The 16,409-nt window shown below is 60.5% G+C and carries 21 protein-coding genes; 10 read left to right on the forward strand and 11 right to left on the reverse strand.

Features of this window, described 5'->3' with window-relative positions:
* Window positions 1–64: 64 nt before the first annotated feature.
* From cgtA to ACP7EW_RS28880, 5 genes are all read left to right on the forward strand, one after another.
* Window positions 65–1,288, forward strand: coding sequence for an Obg family GTPase CgtA (gene cgtA / locus ACP7EW_RS28860; protein ID WP_016976186.1), 1,224 nt, complete (start codon window positions 65–67; stop codon window positions 1,286–1,288).
* A 111-nt stretch (window positions 1,289–1,399) separates the two neighbouring features.
* Window positions 1,400–2,518: a glutamate 5-kinase gene (proB, locus tag ACP7EW_RS28865; RefSeq protein ID WP_038842176.1), complete on the forward strand. Its 1,119-nt coding sequence runs from the start codon at window positions 1,400–1,402 to the stop codon at window positions 2,516–2,518.
* Between the two features lie 15 nt (window positions 2,519–2,533).
* Window positions 2,534–2,998 carry a CreA family protein gene (locus ACP7EW_RS28870; protein ID WP_048722903.1) on the forward strand — a complete coding sequence of 155 codons (465 nt, stop codon included), beginning with the start codon at window positions 2,534–2,536 and terminating at the stop codon, window positions 2,996–2,998.
* Window positions 2,999–3,099: 101 nt separating this feature from the next.
* Window positions 3,100–3,582: a glutathione peroxidase gene (locus tag ACP7EW_RS28875; protein WP_426221562.1), complete on the forward strand. Its 483-nt coding sequence runs from the start codon at window positions 3,100–3,102 to the stop codon at window positions 3,580–3,582.
* Between the two features lie 131 nt (window positions 3,583–3,713).
* Window positions 3,714–4,817, forward strand: coding sequence for an NADH:flavin oxidoreductase (locus tag ACP7EW_RS28880; RefSeq protein ID WP_426221563.1), 1,104 nt, complete (start codon window positions 3,714–3,716; stop codon window positions 4,815–4,817).
* A 334-nt stretch (window positions 4,818–5,151) separates the two neighbouring features.
* On the opposite strand, the gene ACP7EW_RS28885 is transcribed toward ACP7EW_RS28880, so the two are convergent.
* Together ACP7EW_RS28885 and cysZ are read right to left on the reverse strand one after the other, a co-directional pair.
* Window positions 5,152–6,330, reverse strand: a complete 1,179-nt coding sequence (locus ACP7EW_RS28885) for a glycosyltransferase family 4 protein (RefSeq protein WP_426221564.1) — start codon at window positions 6,328–6,330, stop codon at window positions 5,152–5,154.
* A gap of 54 nt (window positions 6,331–6,384) precedes the next feature.
* Entirely contained in the window at window positions 6,385–7,152 is a 768-nt protein-coding gene (gene cysZ / locus ACP7EW_RS28890) for a sulfate transporter CysZ (RefSeq protein WP_033896192.1), read from the reverse strand.
* 283 nt (window positions 7,153–7,435) lie between these two features.
* Here cysZ and trxB point away from each other — a divergent pair, with 283 nt between their 5' ends.
* Window positions 7,436–8,398, forward strand: coding sequence for a thioredoxin-disulfide reductase (trxB, locus tag ACP7EW_RS28895; protein ID WP_010206474.1), 963 nt, complete (start codon window positions 7,436–7,438; stop codon window positions 8,396–8,398).
* A 55-nt stretch (window positions 8,399–8,453) separates the two neighbouring features.
* On the opposite strand, the gene ACP7EW_RS28900 is transcribed toward trxB, so the two are convergent.
* Genes ACP7EW_RS28900 through ACP7EW_RS28925 form a run of 6 tightly spaced genes read right to left on the reverse strand, consistent with a single transcriptional unit; the run spans window position 8,454 to window position 11,382 of the window.
* A complete protein-coding gene (locus tag ACP7EW_RS28900) occupies window positions 8,454–8,792 on the reverse strand; it encodes a HopJ type III effector protein (protein WP_061434041.1) in 339 nt (112 codons plus the stop codon).
* Window positions 8,785–9,081, reverse strand: a complete 297-nt coding sequence (locus ACP7EW_RS28905) for a DUF1244 domain-containing protein (protein WP_010206472.1) — start codon at window positions 9,079–9,081, stop codon at window positions 8,785–8,787. Before ACP7EW_RS28905 ends, ACP7EW_RS28900 begins: the two co-directional genes overlap by 8 nt.
* 23 nt (window positions 9,082–9,104) lie before the next feature.
* Entirely contained in the window at window positions 9,105–9,476 is a 372-nt protein-coding gene (gene folX, locus ACP7EW_RS28910) for a dihydroneopterin triphosphate 2'-epimerase (RefSeq protein WP_003176029.1), read from the reverse strand.
* 2 nt (window positions 9,477–9,478) lie between these two features.
* The gene (gene folE, locus ACP7EW_RS28915) at window positions 9,479–10,033 is read right to left on the reverse strand and encodes a GTP cyclohydrolase I FolE (protein ID WP_033896195.1); all 555 of its coding nucleotides are present in this window, start codon (window positions 10,031–10,033) and stop codon (window positions 9,479–9,481) included.
* A 20-nt stretch (window positions 10,034–10,053) separates the two neighbouring features.
* The gene (gene folM / locus ACP7EW_RS28920) at window positions 10,054–10,764 is read right to left on the reverse strand and encodes a dihydromonapterin reductase (RefSeq protein ID WP_426221565.1); all 711 of its coding nucleotides are present in this window, start codon (window positions 10,762–10,764) and stop codon (window positions 10,054–10,056) included.
* Between the two features lie 57 nt (window positions 10,765–10,821).
* Window positions 10,822–11,382: an antibiotic biosynthesis monooxygenase gene (locus ACP7EW_RS28925; RefSeq protein ID WP_426221566.1), complete on the reverse strand. Its 561-nt coding sequence runs from the start codon at window positions 11,380–11,382 to the stop codon at window positions 10,822–10,824.
* A 215-nt stretch (window positions 11,383–11,597) separates the two neighbouring features.
* Between ACP7EW_RS28925 and ACP7EW_RS28930 the strand changes: the two genes are divergently transcribed.
* A complete protein-coding gene (locus ACP7EW_RS28930; RefSeq protein ID WP_426221567.1) occupies window positions 11,598–12,548 on the forward strand; it encodes a MerR family transcriptional regulator in 951 nt (316 codons plus the stop codon).
* Window positions 12,549–12,550: 2 nt separating this feature from the next.
* On the opposite strand, the gene ACP7EW_RS28935 is transcribed toward ACP7EW_RS28930, so the two are convergent.
* On the reverse strand, window positions 12,551–13,156 hold the full coding sequence (locus ACP7EW_RS28935) for a hypothetical protein (protein ID WP_426221568.1): 606 nt from the start codon (window positions 13,154–13,156) through the stop codon (window positions 12,551–12,553).
* Window positions 13,157–13,214: 58 nt separating this feature from the next.
* Window positions 13,215–13,682 carry a PAS domain-containing protein gene (locus ACP7EW_RS28940; RefSeq protein ID WP_426221569.1) on the reverse strand — a complete coding sequence of 156 codons (468 nt, stop codon included), beginning with the start codon at window positions 13,680–13,682 and terminating at the stop codon, window positions 13,215–13,217.
* Between the two features lie 128 nt (window positions 13,683–13,810).
* Here ACP7EW_RS28940 and ACP7EW_RS28945 point away from each other — a divergent pair, with 128 nt between their 5' ends.
* On the forward strand, window positions 13,811–14,266 hold the full coding sequence (locus ACP7EW_RS28945; RefSeq protein WP_177002073.1) for a flavodoxin: 456 nt from the start codon (window positions 13,811–13,813) through the stop codon (window positions 14,264–14,266).
* On the opposite strand, the gene ACP7EW_RS28950 is transcribed toward ACP7EW_RS28945, so the two are convergent.
* Window positions 14,247–15,143 carry a LysR family transcriptional regulator gene (locus ACP7EW_RS28950; protein ID WP_426221570.1) on the reverse strand — a complete coding sequence of 299 codons (897 nt, stop codon included), beginning with the start codon at window positions 15,141–15,143 and terminating at the stop codon, window positions 14,247–14,249. The genes ACP7EW_RS28945 and ACP7EW_RS28950 overlap by 20 nt on opposite strands.
* Before the next feature lie 98 nt (window positions 15,144–15,241).
* Here ACP7EW_RS28950 and ACP7EW_RS28955 point away from each other — a divergent pair, with 98 nt between their 5' ends.
* Window positions 15,242–15,613 carry a CidA/LrgA family protein gene (locus tag ACP7EW_RS28955; protein WP_426221571.1) on the forward strand — a complete coding sequence of 124 codons (372 nt, stop codon included), beginning with the start codon at window positions 15,242–15,244 and terminating at the stop codon, window positions 15,611–15,613.
* Complete coding sequence (locus ACP7EW_RS28960; protein ID WP_033896204.1) at window positions 15,603–16,289, forward strand: LrgB family protein; 687 nt, start codon at window positions 15,603–15,605, stop codon at window positions 16,287–16,289. Before ACP7EW_RS28955 ends, ACP7EW_RS28960 begins: the two co-directional genes overlap by 11 nt.
* Window positions 16,290–16,409: the final 120 nt, after the last annotated feature.

Below are 16,409 nucleotides of genomic sequence, written 5' to 3' on the forward strand. Positions count from 1 at the left end.
ATTTTTGCAAGAGTCTTATGTCTTGGTTTCTTAAGCTCGTCCGTGCGGCGAGAGGCGTTTTGTTATGAAGTTCGTTGATGAAGTTTCCATCCGAGTAAAAGCAGGCGACGGCGGTAACGGTTGCATGAGTTTCCGTCGCGAAAAATTCATCGAAAACGGTGGCCCCAACGGCGGTGACGGCGGTGACGGCGGTTCCATCTACATGATGGCCGACGAAAACCTCAACACCCTGGTCGACTACCGTTACACCCGGCACTTCGATGCCGAGCGTGGCTCCAACGGCGGCAGCACCGACTGCACCGGTAAAAAAGGTGAAGACCTGGTACTGCGCGTACCGGTTGGCACCACGATCATCGACTCCGCGACCCAGGAAGTGATCGGCGACCTGACCAAGGCCGGCCAGAAGCTGATGGTTGTGCAGGGCGGCTGGCACGGTCTGGGTAACACCCGATTCAAGTCCAGTACCAACCGTGCGCCACGCCAGACAACGCCAGGCAAGCCGGGCGAGCAGCGTGACCTCAAGCTGGAAATGAAAGTACTCGCTGACGTGGGCCTGCTGGGTCTGCCGAACGCTGGCAAAAGTACCTTCATCCGCTCGGTTTCGGCCGCCAAGCCGAAAGTCGCCGACTACCCGTTCACCACCCTGGTGCCAAACCTCGGTGTGGTCAGCGTCGACCGTTGGAAAAGCTTCGTGATCGCCGACATTCCCGGCCTGATCGAAGGGGCTTCCGATGGCGCAGGCCTGGGGATCCGCTTCCTCAAGCACTTGTCGCGTACCCGTTTGCTGCTGCACCTCGTCGACATGGCGCCGCTGGATGACACCAGCGCACCGGACGCCGCCGAAGTGATCGTCAGCGAACTGACCAAGTTCAGCCCGGCCCTGGCCGAGCGTGATCGCTGGTTGGTGCTGAACAAGTGCGACCAGATCCTGGAAGAAGAGCACGAAGAGCGCGTCAAGGAAATCGTGGACCGCCTGGAGTGGGAAGGTCCGGTCTACGTGATCTCGGCCATCGCCAAAGAAGGCACCGAGCGCCTGACCCGCGACATCATGCGCTACCTCGAAGACCGTGCCGACCGCCTGGCGGCCGACCCGGTGTTCAAGGCTGAGCTGGCTGAGCTCGATCAACAGATCGAAGACGAAGCCCGTGCCCAGCTGCAAGCCCTGGACGACCAGCGTGCCCTGCGCCGCAGCGGCGTGAAGTCGGTCCATGACATCGGTGACGATGATTGGGACGAAGAAGACGTGGATGATGAAGACGGTCCTGAAATCATTTACGTGCGCGACTGATTCGTTGCGATAAACTTGAACGCCGCTCCTGTTAGAGCGGCGTTTTAGTATCCGGGTTTAACGTTATGGGCCGCGCTGGGTCGCGCAGCCCTCAATCTAAGGTTGAAGATGATGCGGAGCAAAGTGACAGGTGCGCAGCGCTGGGTCGTGAAGATCGGCAGTGCGTTGCTGACGGCGGATGGCAAGGGGCTCGATCGCGCAGCCATGAGCGTCTGGGTCGAGCAGATGGTGGCCTTGCATGAGGCCGGTGTGGAGTTGGTGCTGGTGTCGTCCGGGGCGGTTGCCGCCGGGATGAGCCGCCTCGGCTGGACCGCGCGACCCAGCGCGATGCACGAACTGCAAGCCGCCGCCGCCATTGGTCAGATGGGCCTGGTGCAAGCCTGGGAATCCAGCTTTGCCGAGCACGGCCGCCATACGGCGCAGATCCTGCTGACCCACGACGACCTGTCCGACCGCAAGCGCTACCTCAACGCCCGCAGCACCTTGCGCGCGCTGGTGGAGCTGAAAGTCATCCCGGTGATCAACGAAAACGACACCGTGGTCACCGACGAAATCCGCTTTGGCGACAACGACACCTTGGCCGCCCTGGTGGCCAATCTGGTGGAAGCCGACCTGCTGGTGATCCTCACTGACCGCGACGGCATGTTCGACGCCGACCCGCGCAACAATCCCGAAGCCCAGCTTATTTATGAGGCTCGCGCCGATGACCCGGCGTTGGACGCCGTGGCCGGCAGTGTCGGTGGGGCCCTGGGCCGTGGTGGCATGCAGACCAAGTTGCGTGCGGCGCGTCTGGCGGCGCGTTCCGGTGCCCACACGATCATCGTCGGCGGGCGCATCGAGCGCGTGCTGGATCGTCTCAAGGCCGGCGAGCGCATCGGTACGCTGTTGTCGCCGGAACGCGGCATGTTGGCGGCGCGCAAACAATGGCTGGCCGGTCATCTGCAAACCCGTGGCACTTTGGTGCTGGACGATGGTGCGGTGTCGGCGCTGTCCCAAGGTAACAAGAGCCTGCTGCCGGTCGGCGTCAAGTTGGTACAGGGCAGCTTCCGCCGGGGCGAGATGGTGGTGTGTGTGGCGCCGGACGGTCGTGAGATCGCCCGTGGCCTGGCCAACTACAGCGCGCTCGAAGCGCAGAAAATCATTGGACAATCTTCTGATGCGATTGTCGGACTATTGGGTTACATGGCCGAACCTGAACTGGTTCACCGCGATAACCTGATCCTGGTCTAACCAAAGGAATACACGATGCGTTTAATGAAGGGATTGCTTGGCCTGTTGTTGGCGATGCCACTGTTGGCCTCGGCCGAAGAAATCGGCCAGGTGTCGACGGTGTTCAAGTTTGTCGGCCCCAACGACCGGATCGTGGTTGAAGCCTTCGATGACCCCAAGGTCGACGGCGTGACCTGCTACCTGTCCCGCGCCAAGACCGGCGGCGTCAAAGGTGGCCTCGGGCTGGCCGAAGACCGCGCCGAAGCCTCGATTGCTTGCCGTCAGGTCGGCCCGATCCGCTTCAAGGGCGAACTCAAGGACGGCGACGAAGTGTTCAAGGAGCGCACCTCCCTGGTGTTCAAGACGATGCAGGTGGTGCGCTTCCTCGACAAGAAGCGCAACACCCTGGTTTACCTGGTGTACAGCGACCGCCTGATCGAAGGCAGCCCGCAAAACGCCGTGACCGCCATTCCAATTTTGCCCTGGCCGACCGCTCAGTAACCTGCAGGCGGGTTTTGTAATCGGCGTCTATGATTGCAGGCTTGCGGGTTGTAATCTCGACGTGCCGCAATGCGAAGAACATGGGATATCTGGAGTTCGTCATGAGTGCTTTCCACGACCTGAAACTCAAAGCTTTGGACGGACAAGAGCTGCCGCTGGCGCCCTTCAAGGGGCAAGTGGTGCTGGTGGTCAACGTGGCCTCCAAATGTGGCTTGACCCCGCAATACGCCGCGCTGGAGAACCTCTACCAGCAGTACAAGGACCAGGGATTTACCGTGCTTGGCCTGCCGTGCAACCAGTTTGCCGGACAGGAGCCGGGCTCTGAAGAAGAGATCCAGGAGTTCTGCAGCCTGAACTATGGGGTGACCTTCCCGTTGGGCAGCAAGCTTGAGGTCAATGGGCCGGATCGTCATCAGCTCTACCGCTTGCTGGCGGGCGAGGGGGCCGAGTTCCCTGGGGACATCACCTGGAATTTCGAGAAATTCCTGTTAGGCAAGGATGGGCGAGTGCTTGCACGTTTCTCCCCGCGCACTGCACCGGATGATCCGACGATCGTCCAGGCCATCGAAAAAGCCCTGAGCTGAACCCCTTCTGCAGGAGCCAGGCGGGCTCCTGCACTTTTACCCCTTAATCACCCAGATCAATAGTGCTACCCAGCACGCTGCACTCCCCATATTATCCACATCATAAACCCCGACTTCCGTGGAGTGCCCCCATGCCCGTCCAAGCCTTGTTCAAACCCTTCCAGCTCGGTGCGTTGCAACTGTCGACCCGTGTCGTCATGGCGCCGATGACCCGCTCGTTTTCGCCGGGCGGTGTCCCCAACTCCAAAGTCATCGAGTACTACCGCCGCCGCGCCGCTGCTGGAGTGGGCCTGATCATCACCGAAGGCACCGTGGTCGGCCACCAGGCCTCGAACGGTTACCCCAACGTCCCGCACTTCTACGGTGAAGCCGCCCTGGCTGGCTGGAAGAAAGTCGTCGACGCGGTACATGCCGAAGGCGGCAAGATCGTCCCGCAGCTGTGGCATGTGGGCAGCGTACGTCGCATCGGCACCGAGCCGGATGCCAGCGTGCCAGCCTACGGCCCGATGGAAAAACTCAAGGATGGCAACGTGGTCGTGCACGGCATGACCCATCAAGACATCAAGGAGGTGATCAACGCCTTCGCCCAAGCCGCCAAGGATGCCCAGAGCATCGGTATGGATGGCGTTGAGATCCACGGCGCCCACGGCTATCTGGTCGATCAGTTCTTCTGGGAAGGCAGCAATCAGCGTACCGACGAATACGGCGGCAGTCTGGCCAACCGCTCGCGCTTTGCCATCGAGCTGATCCAGGCCACCCGCGCCGCCGTCGGTCCGGACTTCCCGATCATCTTCCGTTTCTCCCAGTGGAAGCAGCAGGATTACACCGCGCGGCTGGTACAAACTCCTGAGGCGTTGGGCGAATTTCTCAAGCCGTTGTCTGACGCGGGTGTGGATATTTTCCACTGCTCCACGCGCCGTTTCTGGGAGCCTGAATTCGAAGGGTCCGACCTCAACCTGGCCGGCTGGACCCGTCAGCTCACCGGCAAGCCGACCATTACCGTGGGCAGCGTCGGCCTGGATGGCGAGTTCCTGCAGTTCATGGTCAACACCGACAAGGTCGCGCAACCGGCCAGCCTCGAGAAGCTGCTGGAGCGCCTGAATAATGACGAGTTCGACTTGGTGGCGGTAGGTCGTGCGCTTCTGGTCGACCCGGATTGGGCCTTGAAGGTGCGCGAAGGCCGCGAGGGCGACATCCTGCCCTTCAGTCGTGAGGCGTTGACGACTCTGGTGTGAGTGGCTGGACTCCCTGTGAAGACACAGGGAGTTTTATGGCGTTAGGCGTCAGTACTGCGGGCCTTTGTACAGTTCTTTTGTGTGATCGGTTTTGTTTGGGTCTTTATGCCCCGGTTGACCGTAGACAGGCGGTTCTGCTCGAGATTTATCCAACCATTGTTGCTGACGCGTCCATTCGGCGTTTGGCATGTTGACGCCATTGCGTACACCCATTCCGTAAGCTGACATATACCGTATCTCCATTATTGAAAGCCCTGCTCAGATAACAGGTATCAATAATTGGTATTTCGCTTTAAGCAGTTCCTGACTTAAATATAAGGAAAGACTTAGGGTTTCATCGTACGTAAGGCTGTGTAGGAAGCGCAAAGTTTTCGCTGCATACACCCCGTAATTGATGCTCGAACTGTTCGATAATCGCTGGCCAACCCTGGCGACTCGCATGCTGACGTGCATTCAGGCGCATGCGACGCAGGCTTTCGGCGTCCTCCAGCAGCCAGTTGGCCGCCTCGCAAAACGCGTTCTCATCCCCCGGCATCGCCAGCACGCCGTTGTAGCCATGGCGAATATGCTGCGTCGCCGCTGCCTGATCGTAGGCCACCACACCCAACCCCGACGCCATCGCTTCCAGCACCACATTGCCGAAGGTTTCGGTCAGGCTGGGGAACAGGAACACATCACCTGACGCGTAGTGCCGCGCCAGTTCCTCACCGCGCAAGGTGCCGCAGAAGATCGCCTCCGGCAGTTCTTTCTCCATCGTCGCGCGTTGCGGGCCATCACCGACGATGATCAGCTTCATCTGACGCAGAGGATAGGTGTCCTGCAAGGTCTCGAAGCAGCGCTTGAGCAACCCCAGGTTTTTCTCCTGGGCCAGCCGTCCCACATAGAGCACGGCGGTTTGCTCACTGTTCAGCGCCCAACTTTCCCGTAATGCATTGTCGCGTTTGGCCGGGTGGAACAACTGGCTGTCCACTCCGCGCGACAACATGCCCAGACGCTCGAAATGCTTGCGCTCCAGCTCCAGGCGCTGGCTGGCGCTGGGCACCAGGGTCAGGGTCGAGCGGTTATGGAACCAGCGCAGATAGTGAGTGACCATCCGGCTCAGCATACTCATGCCATATTGGTTCGAGTACTGCTGGAAGTTGGTGTGAAAGCCGCTGACCACGCTGATCCCCAAACGACGCGCGGCGCGCAGCGCGGACAAACCTAGCGGTCCTTCCGTGGCGATGTATAGCACGTCCGGGCGCTGACGGGTCCAGCGACGCAGCAATTTGTGCATCGACGACTGCCCCCATTGCAGGCCCGGATAACCCGGCAGCGGCCAGCCACGGCACAGCAGCAAGGCGTCGTCGCTGGGGCGGCTCTGGTCGACGCCCTGGCGCGGACGCACCAGCTCGACTTGATGGCCACGGGCACGCAAACCCTCGCACAGGCGACCAAGGGTATTGGCCACCCCGTTGATCTCTGGCGGGAAGGTTTCGGTGATGAGGGTGATGTGAAGCGAGGCTGTCGTCATGACCCACAGTGTCGCCGTGGGCCATGTCGTCATTGTGTCATCGAGATGATGGATTTATGACTGGGTCACTTTTTGCTGCTGAGCCATTGCCTCGGCACCTTGTTCACGCACCCAGAACAACGTGGCGCCGGCCACCGCTGCCGGCATCATCAACAGGTTGACCACCGGCACCAGCAGCACCAGGTAAACAATCCCACCGAAGCTCATGCTCTGCCAGCGTTTCTGGCGCAGCCAGGCGAGCATTTCGTTCCAGCCCAGCTTGTGGTTATCCGCCGGGTAGTCGATGTACTGGATCGCCATCATCCACACGCCAAACAACAGCCACAGAGGTGCGGCGATCAGGTTGACCACGGGTATGAACGACAGGATAAACAGGCCGATGGCCCGTGGCAGGAAGTAGCCCAGCTTGCGCATCTCGCGGGCCAGGGTGCGCGGGACCATGGCGATCAACTCGCCCCAACTGAAGGCCGGGAAATCATCGGTGCCGCGTACCACCACTTCCACTTTCTCCGAGAGAAAACCGTTGAAGGGCGCGGCGATGATGTTGGCCAGCATGGTGAACGTGAAAAACACCATCAACACCACCAACACGACAAACAGGGGCCAGAGCAGGTAGTTCAGAAAGCTCAGCCAAGTCGGCAGCGTCGGCATCAGATGATCGACCCACAAGCTGAACTGATGACCGGCGAAATAGATCAAGCCGACGAACAGCACCAGGTTGATCACCAGCGGCAGCAGCACAAACAGGCGCAGGCCGGGGCTCAACACCAGTTTGAGGCCTTCACGCAGGTATTGCGGGCCGGAAAGAGCAGGGGCGGGCATGGAGAACTCCGAACAAAGTGACGAACGCGCCGACCTTACCGGCTTTGTTTAACAGGCGAAAGCGGCGACATCAGTGGTAACAAAGGTGTTGATCAACAGCGGTGACTGCATAGAGACCACCTATGAGCTGGATTGTTATTCCGTATTTCCTTAATCTTGCCCCCCTCGATACGCTGCACCCATTATTTTTCAGGGTCTGCGAGTTGAAGCCTTCCCCAAGTGCTTCGTGGTCCCTTTTTTATTCCAGCCGCCTTGTAGTCCGGGCGGTCGATAGGAGTGAGTCATGTCTGATACCCGTCATTCGCGAGTGATTATCCTGGGTTCCGGCCCTGCCGGTTACAGCGCTGCGGTCTACGCTGCCCGGGCCAACCTCAAGCCGCTGCTGATCACTGGCATGCAGGCGGGTGGTCAACTGACCACCACCACCGAAGTCGACAACTGGCCGGGCGACGTCCACGGCCTGACAGGCCCGGTGCTGATGGAACGCATGAAAGAACACGCTGAACGTTTCGAAACCGAGATCGTGTTTGACCACATCAACCAGGTCGACTTCTCCAAGAAGCCTTACAGCCTGACCGGCGACAGCGGCGTGTACACCTGTGACGCGCTGATCATCGCTACCGGCGCCAGCGCCCGCTACCTGGGCCTGCCATCGGAAGAAGCGTTCATGGGCAAGGGCGTTTCCGCCTGCGCGACCTGCGATGGTTTCTTCTACCGCAACAAGCCAGTCGCCGTAGTCGGTGGCGGCAACACCGCCGTGGAAGAAGCACTGTACCTGGCCAACATCGCCAGCACCGTGACCCTGGTTCACCGCCGCGAGACCTTCCGCGCCGAGAAGATCCTGATCGACAAGCTGCACGCCCGTGTGGCTGAAGGCAAGATCATCCTTAAGCTCAACGCCACCCTGGACGAAGTCCTGGGCGACAACATGGGCGTGACCGGTGCCCGCCTGAAGAACAACGACGGTAGCTTCGACGAGCTGAAAGTCGACGGCGTGTTCATCGCTATCGGCCACACCCCGAACACTTCGCTGTTCGAAGGCGTGCTGGAAGCCAAAGACGGTTATCTGGTAGTGCAGGGCGGCCGCGAAGGCAACGCGACTGCCACCAACATCGAAGGCATCTTCGCTGCCGGTGACGTGGCCGACCACGTCTACCGCCAGGCCATTACCTCGGCCGGTGCCGGTTGCATGGCGGCACTGGATGCCGAGCGTTACCTCGATGGTTTGAAGGACGCTTCGTTCTAAATCGTTAAAACAAAAAACCGGCTGAGAGGCCGGTTTTTTTATGTCCGCGATTTGATCAGCGACGGGTCAGCGGCAGTGCGCTGAATTTCACACCGGCCAAGCCATTCGCAATCAACGCACGGATATTGCCGTGATCGCTGCCCTCAGGCGTCGCCACTACCGAGCGGTAATGCTCACCAAACGCCAGCAGTGCTTCCTGATCGCTCAAGCCTTCCAGCAACGCCAGGCCTAAGGTCTTGCACGAGCCTTCATTCTGCCCAGCGGCATTTTCCACGTCGCCATTGGTAAAGGCTTGCGGCTGGTAGTCATAACCGGCAGCGACAAATGCCAGGGTATCGGCAAAAACATGTTCGCCACTGTTGAGGCTGGCGCGCAGGGTGTTCAGATCAGTCATGGGTTTTTCCTTTGGCGAACGCCGCCTGTTGGTCGGCGCTGGCTTCTTTCTGGTATTGGGCTTTCCACTCGGCGTACGGCATGCCGTACACCACTTCACGGGCGTCATCGAGGCTCAGCTCGATCTGGCGCTCGTCGGCCTCCGCCTTGTACCACTTGGACAAGCAGTTGCGGCAGAAGCCCGAGAGGTTCATCAGGTCGATGTTCTGCACATCCTTGCGGCTGTCCAGGTGCGCCACCAATCGGCGGAAGGCGGCGGCTTCGAGTTCGAGGCGTTGTTGGTCGTTCATAGGGCTCACTGATAATTCAGGGGTTAGCGGCTGGCCGCCAAAGTAATCGAAACCGACTCCGCAAAGCGCAAGGCATGGGGCTTGTCCACTTCGACTTCGGCGTACAGCACCGACTCATTGCTCATCACCAGGTCCAGCAGCTCCTGGGTCAGGCGCTCCAGCAGGGCAAAGCGGTTGCCCTCGACGTGGGCGATGATCGCCTTGGTGATGGTGCGGTAGTTCAGCGCATGGTCAATGTCGTTGTCGCGCACGGCTTCCTGGGCGGCATACAGGATGGTCAGGTTGATCAGCACATCCTGCTTGTTGAGGATCTCGTCCTCGTTGATGCCGATGTACGTGCGCAGGCACAGGTCCTTGACCCGGATGCGCGCCATGCCTGGTTGAAGTTGTGGCATTGCTACTTGCTCCGTCCGATCAGTTGCAGGAACTCCATGCGCGTGGTGTTCGACTCGCGGAACGCGCCGAGCATCACCGAGGTGTTCATGGTTGAATTCTGTTTTTCCACGCCGCGCATCATCATGCACATGTGCTGGGCTTCGATCACCACGGCTACCCCGGCGGCCTGGGTCACGTCCTGGATCGCGTCGGCGATCTGTCGGGTGAGGTTTTCCTGGATCTGCAGGCGCCGGGCGAACATGTCGACGATGCGCGCCAGTTTCGACAGGCCCAGCACCTTGCCGGTGGGGATATAGGCCACATGGGCCTTGCCGATGAAGGGCAGCAGGTGGTGCTCGCACAACGAGTACAACTCGATGTCCTTGAGGATCACCATCTCGTCATTGTCGGAGGTGAACAGCGCACCGTTGACGATCGTTTCCAGGCTCTGCTCGTAGCCGTGACACAGGTACTGCATGGCCTTGGCGGCGCGCTTGGGGGTGTCGAGCAGGCCTTCGCGCTCCGGGTCTTCGCCCAGGCCTTTGAGGATCTCGCGGTAGTGATGGGGCAGGGTCATACAACATCCTCACAAACGGCTTACTTGATATGCCGCCCGCCGTTGACGGTCAGGGTGGTACCGGTGACATAGGGGTTATCCAGCAAATAGCGAACGCTCTGGTAGATCACCTCGGGGCCGGGTTCGATGCCCAGTGCCGACTTGGCCAGTACCTTGGCGCGGTAGGCTGCGTCGTCGCCGTCGTTGAACATCACCATCGCCGGAGCAATGCCATTGACCTTGATCGTCGGCGCGAACTGCGCGGCAAACGACAACGTGAGGCTGTCGAGGCCGGCCTTGGTGGCGCAATAGGCGATGTGCTGGCGGCTGCCCTTGCGCACCACGTCATCGCTGATATGCACGATGTCGGCGGGTGTCGAGCGTTGCAGCAAAGGTGAACAATGCAGGTTGATCAAGTACGGCGCAAGCATGTGCACGCTGAACATGTCGGTAAAGGCGCGGCTTTCGTCGTCGGGCGTTTCCGCGATCCAGGCCGAGGCGTTGTGGATGATCGCGCGCAGGCGTTGGGTATGGTTGTTCAGTTCAGCGATAAACGCCAGGATGCCGGCCTCGCTGGAGAAATCGGCAAACACCCCGATCGCTCCGCGCTCGCGCAGGGCCTGTACGCCGGGCCGTTCGCTGCGGTAGCTGAAAATCACCGGATGGCCTTCGTCCAGCAGGCGCTGGGCGCAATGCAGGCCGACCCGCTGGCCGGCGCCGGTGATCAGGATCGGGGCGTTTGTTGCAGTCATGGGAGGCTCGAGTCGCTGGCAGATTGAAACTATACCAGCGACCGAGCGCCCCTGTACTCAAGCAGCGGCTTCGCTGGCCTTGCGTGGGGTCGGGGCAGGGTGCAGCCAATTGGCCAACAGATGGGTCGACAGTGGGATGAACCAGTACACCATCAGTGGCGTAAGGGCCATGGTACTGACCAGCACGCGTGGCGCCAGGTCGAGCTCGCTGAGCAGGGGTCCCAGGACAAAATTGAACAGTAGCGACACCGGGAAAAACGCCAGCCAGATCGCCACCGCCTGCTTCCAGCGGGGAGGGCGCGCGCCGACCGCACCGAACCAGCCATCGATACCGCGTACGCGGTGCTCGGACGGGTTGGCAAACAGCTCGCTGCCACGGCTCAACCAAGCACTGCGGGAGGCCGAAAATTCCCAGGCATGCAGCGTCTTTTCATCGGCGAATCGGAAAATGATCTGGAATTCATCATCGTTGGGCGGCGGCGCGAGGACACCTGAACCCAGGTAGCCGGGAAAGTCCGTGGCCAATTGCTCGCCTTCGCGCAGCCAGGCCATCAGTTCTTCGTAGCGACCCTTGGCCACGCGGCGCGCAACCATCAGGGTGACGGGAGAGGTAGACATTGTGTATCTCCAAATAAGCGAGTGCGCTGGGCCGGGTAGGCGGCACACAAACGAGGCTGCGGGGTGTTGCAGCGACGTAGAAAAAACAGGCAAGGATTATTCCTGTTTTAGCGAAATACACCAGATACTTTGGTCGGTTCGTCGTTCAGCTTGTGTCGATCTGCTGAAAAAGCGTTAAATGGGATCCAAATCGACACGGATGTTTTTGACCTCTGATGCCCGAAACTATTGCTCCTCAACGCGAAACGATTTCCGACAACGGAAGCGCTTGCGACGATCTTTTCCCTATCCGCGAAGTCGCTCGGCTCACCGGCGTCAACCCGGTGACCTTGCGTGCCTGGGAACGGCGCTATGGCCTGATCCAACCCACTCGCACCGAAAGTGGGCATCGATTGTACTCGCGCACAGACATCGACACTGTGCACCGGATTCTCGACTGGATTGAACGCGGCGTGGCGGTGAGCAAAGTGGGGCGGATCCTGGCGCGCGACGCGTTGCTCAGCGAACCGGATGCCGCCCTCGGCGCGGAAGTGGAATGGGAGCAATGGCGCGGGCAATTGCGCCAGGCAATCAGCGCGTTCGATGACCGCCAATTGGACCGTTTGTACGGCCAGATCTTTTCCGCCTATCCCCTCGCCGTGGTGTTCCAGGACATTCTCATGCCGCTCTGGCAGGCATTGTTGCGTCATCAAGGCCGCTTCGGCCAGGCCAGCGAGTGGCTGTTCTTCGATAATTTCCTGCGTTCGCGTACCGCACAACGTTTGCAGATGGCCGCCGCCGCACCGCTGCCTCGAGTGTTGCTCGCGGCCGTTGCGGGGGAATGCCGCGAGCTGGAGTTGCTGGTCGCGGGCTTGCTGATGTCGGGGGAGAAACAGGCGGTCAAGATCTTGGGCGTGGGCCAGCCATTCGATGAGTTGACCCTGATCTGTGAAAAGACCCAGCCCCAAGCCTTGGTGCTGTTTTCCAATCGCGCCCCCGGCAGTGAGTTGCCGTTGCGGCTCAGGCGTCTGGCGCTGACCCTGAATTGCCCGCTATTGTTGGCCGGCGATGCAGCGGACTTGGCGCAGGAAAGCCTCGCCGGTTCATCCATCGGCTGCCTGGGCAATGAAGGCCGGTTGATGCAGCGCCGCTTGCAGCAATTTCTGGGTGGTGGCCTGGATACCTGATCTCAGGCGTGGACTTCAGGATGGACCAGGCGGTGCTGGTGCAGGATGAACTGGCGCAGGCGCTCGGTTTCGTCGATGTCGCCCTGGCTCAGCCGATAGGCGAACAGCCCGCGCGCGGTTTCTCGTTCGAAGGTTCCGCGCAACGCAATGCGCTCGTAACCTGAAGGACTGAACCACAGTGAAAAGGTTTTCGGCGGCTTGACCCGGCCCCGAATCTCCACCAGCACACCCTTGAACGACACCTCGTGCACCCACAATGCACCCGGGGTGCCCTTGATATTTTCCAGTGCCACCGGCGTTTCCAGCGCCAGGCGCCAGGGGCGGATCATCGGCCCGTCCTCGAAAATACTCGGTACGCCCAGGCGCAGGTGAACCGCATGGAACTCATCTTCCACCAAGTGCAGCGGGAAGGTCAGTTGCTGGTTGTCAAATTGCGCCTGGAGGGTGACGTGGTCATGAGCGGCGAGCCGAGTCAGCAAGTCGCGAATCTGCGCACCGCCGTTGTCGGTCAGGCTCGACGAGGCATCCCGCAGGTTCAGTTGCGGGTTGTGTTGCATGTTCTGAATGAAGTCCAGTTCATCTTGGGTCAGAAGCGCGTCACGTTGCATCGCTCATGCTCATTAAAGGGTATTAAAATGCCATTATCCCCCCTAATGACCTCCTTACCTAAATTTTGTTAGATCCGCTCGTCGTCTTGAGCGCCGTCAGTTCAGCCTTGAGCTGCGCCAGTTCGGTCTCAAGCTGGGCGACGCGTTGCTGTGCTTTGACTTGCAGGGTGACGTCCTTTTGCACCGCGACGAAATATGTCTGTTTGTCCGCCTCGTTGTACACCGACGACAGCGACAGTTCGTTCCAGAAGAGGGTGCCGTCCTTGCGGTAGTTGCGCAGGATTTCCCGGCAAGCCCCGCCACTTTCCATCGCTTCCCGAATCGCCATCAGCGCAGGCTGGTCACGGTCGCCCGACTGCAGGAAACGGCAATCCTGATAGAGGATTTCATCCGGGGTGTAGCCGGTCATGCGCTCGAATGCCGGGTTGACGTAGATCAGCGGCTTGTCTTTACCTTCGCGCTCGGCGATGACGATACCGTCATTGGAGGCATTGACGACCAGTTGCATCAGCTTGGCATTAATCATTGAGCGGTCCATGGCTTGTTTTCGAGCCTGGAGTTTATGGCAACTGTCGAATGTTGCACGGGCTGCGCCGAAATATTTGCCTCAGCTGTTAATATCCCAGGCTTTCGCTCAACTACAGGATCAGATTGATGAAAGTCGCCATCCTTTCCGGCTCGGTCTACGGCACAGCTGAAGAAGTCGCCCGCCACGCTGCCGATATTCTCAAGGCCGCCGGCTTCGAGGCCTGGCACAACCCCCGCGCCACGTTGGCGGATGTGCAAGCGTTCGGCCCCGAGGCGTTTCTGGCGGTGACGTCCACCACCGGCATGGGCGAGTTGCCCGACAACCTGCAGCCCCTGTATTCGATGATTCGCGATCAACTGCCTGCCGCCTGGCGTGGCCTGCCCGGTGCGGTGATCGGCCTGGGCGACGCCAGCTATGGCGATACCTTCTGCGGCGGCGGCGAGCAAATGCGCGAGCTGTTTGGTGAACTCGGCGTGCGCGAAGTGCTGCCGATGCTGCGCCTGGACGCCAGCGAAAGCGTCACCCCGGAAGCCGACGCTGAACCGTGGCTGGCTGAGTTGGTTACTGCACTGCGCGGCTGACCGGAAATTCCCGCAATAACGCCAGCCAGGCCTGGGCGGCTTTCGACAGATAGGCGCCCGCACGCCAGGTAAACGCAATGTCCCAGCGCAGGTCGTCGGGCGCCTTGAGCGTCAGGCGCACCACGCCCGGTCGCACCAGCCCACGGGCAACCACACTGGGCAACAGCACCACGCCCTGGCCCGCCGCGACCAGGGCGGCGAGGAAATCCGCCTGGCCGCTACGGCCGATTTCCCTCGGAGTGAAACCCACCTGCTGGCAAGCCTGGATCAACCGATCATTGAGCACAAAGCTGCGCTGGTACATCAGGAACGGCGTGTCCGCCAGTTCCTCCAGGCGCACCTGGGCGTTCTGCGCCAGCGGGTGATCCATCGGCAGCAAGGCGTCGAGCGGCTCATCGCAGAAGGCTTGCCGGGCGAAGGCTGGATCACTGGAATTCAGGCAGCCACCCACATCCAGTTCACCATTGAGAATGGCCTGTTCGATCGTGCGGCTGCCGCCTTCCAGCAGTTGGATGGTGACCTTCGGGTAGCGCCTGCGGTACTCGGCAAACAGTCCCGCAAACAACGTATCCCCCGCCATTAGCGGCAGGCCCAGGCGCAACTCGCCGCGGGCCAGTTGCTGCATGTCATCCAGCTCACTCAGCAATTCCGTCTGCAAGCGCAGCATGGCTTCAGCCCGTTGCAGCACCACGTCGCCGGCAGCGGTCAGGCGAATGTGTGAACCGGTGCGCTCCAACAGCGGGGTGCCCAGGCTTTGTTCCAGTTGCGCCACCTGTTTACTGACGGCGGATTGACTGATGTGCAGGGTTTTCCCCGCTTGGGTAAAACCGCCTCGGTGGATCACTTCGACTAAGCTGCGCAGCTGTTTGAATTCCATGATCAGGATTCCCATTTGGAATAGTCGGCAGTCTAACAATTCGCTGTGGGGATGGGGTGCGCGTCTCTAAAATGGAGGCCTGCGAGGAACCAAAGCCCATGAAACGTTTCACCCGTCTGTTGATTGAATTGGTCGTGCTGTTGGCCATTTACCTGCTCGGTTGCCAATTGGCCGTGTGGCTGGCGTGGCCGATCCCTGGCGGCGTGGTGGGGCTGGGCCTGCTGCTGGCAACCTTCGCCAGCGGCCTGGTCAAGCCGGCGACCCTGCAATTGGGCGCCGGTGTGTTGATGGCTGAAATGTTGCTGTTCTTCATTCCTGCGCTGATGAGCCTGCTGGACTATGGCGGCCTGTTGCGCAATGACGGCTGGCGTATCCTGCTGGTGATTGGCTTCAGCACCTTGGCGGTGATGCTGGTGACCGCGTTCACCGTCGAACTGGTGTGCCGCTGGAGGCTGCGCCATGAAGCTTGAGCTGATGCCGGTGTTCTGGCTCGCCTTGACCTTGGGCGCGTATGTCTTCAGCCGGTGGATCTACCGTCGCACCGGGCGTTACCTGTTGTCGCCGCTGATCCTGGTGCCGGTACTCTTGCTGGCCGTGGCGGTGCCGATGAACACCGCCTACGCGGAATACTCCGCTGACACCCATTGGTTGATGCTGGTGCTGGGCCCGGTGACCGTGGCCTTCGCGGTGCCAATCTGGCAGCAGCGCACGTTGCTGGCGCGTTACTGGTCGGCCTTGTTGCTGGGCATGATCGCCGGCAGCGTGGCCTCCATCGCCACCTCATTCGGCTTGGCCAAGGCGTTGGCGCTGGACACCTCGGTGACGATGTCCCTGGTGCCGCGCTCCATCACCACGCCGTTCGCCATGCCCGTGTCGTCCGACCTCGGTGGTGTGCCTGAACTGACGGCCGTGTTCGTGATGTTCACCGGCGTGTTCGGCGCCATGCTCGGTGGTGTGCTGCTCAAATGGTTGCCATTGCGCACCCCCTTGGCGCGCGGTGCATTGTTTGGGGTGGGTGCCCACGGTGCGGGCGTGAGCCGGGCCCATGAAGTGGGCGGTGAAGAGGGCTCCGTCGCGGGCTTGGTGATGGTGCTGACGGGGCTGCTCAACCTGTTCGCCGCGCCTTTATTGGCGGCACTTCTCTGACGTCGCGTGTACGCATTTAAACTATTCTCAACACTGACTCGTACGGTCATCAAGCTGGCTGCCAAGGCAACTACGGCGGCCACGGCGTCTGACTAGACTGGCCCATCACTCAAAAAAACA

The organism is Pseudomonas sp. DWRC2-2, from assembly GCF_049897885.1.
Classification (GTDB): Bacteria; Pseudomonadota; Gammaproteobacteria; order Pseudomonadales; family Pseudomonadaceae; genus Aquipseudomonas; species Aquipseudomonas azotoformans_A.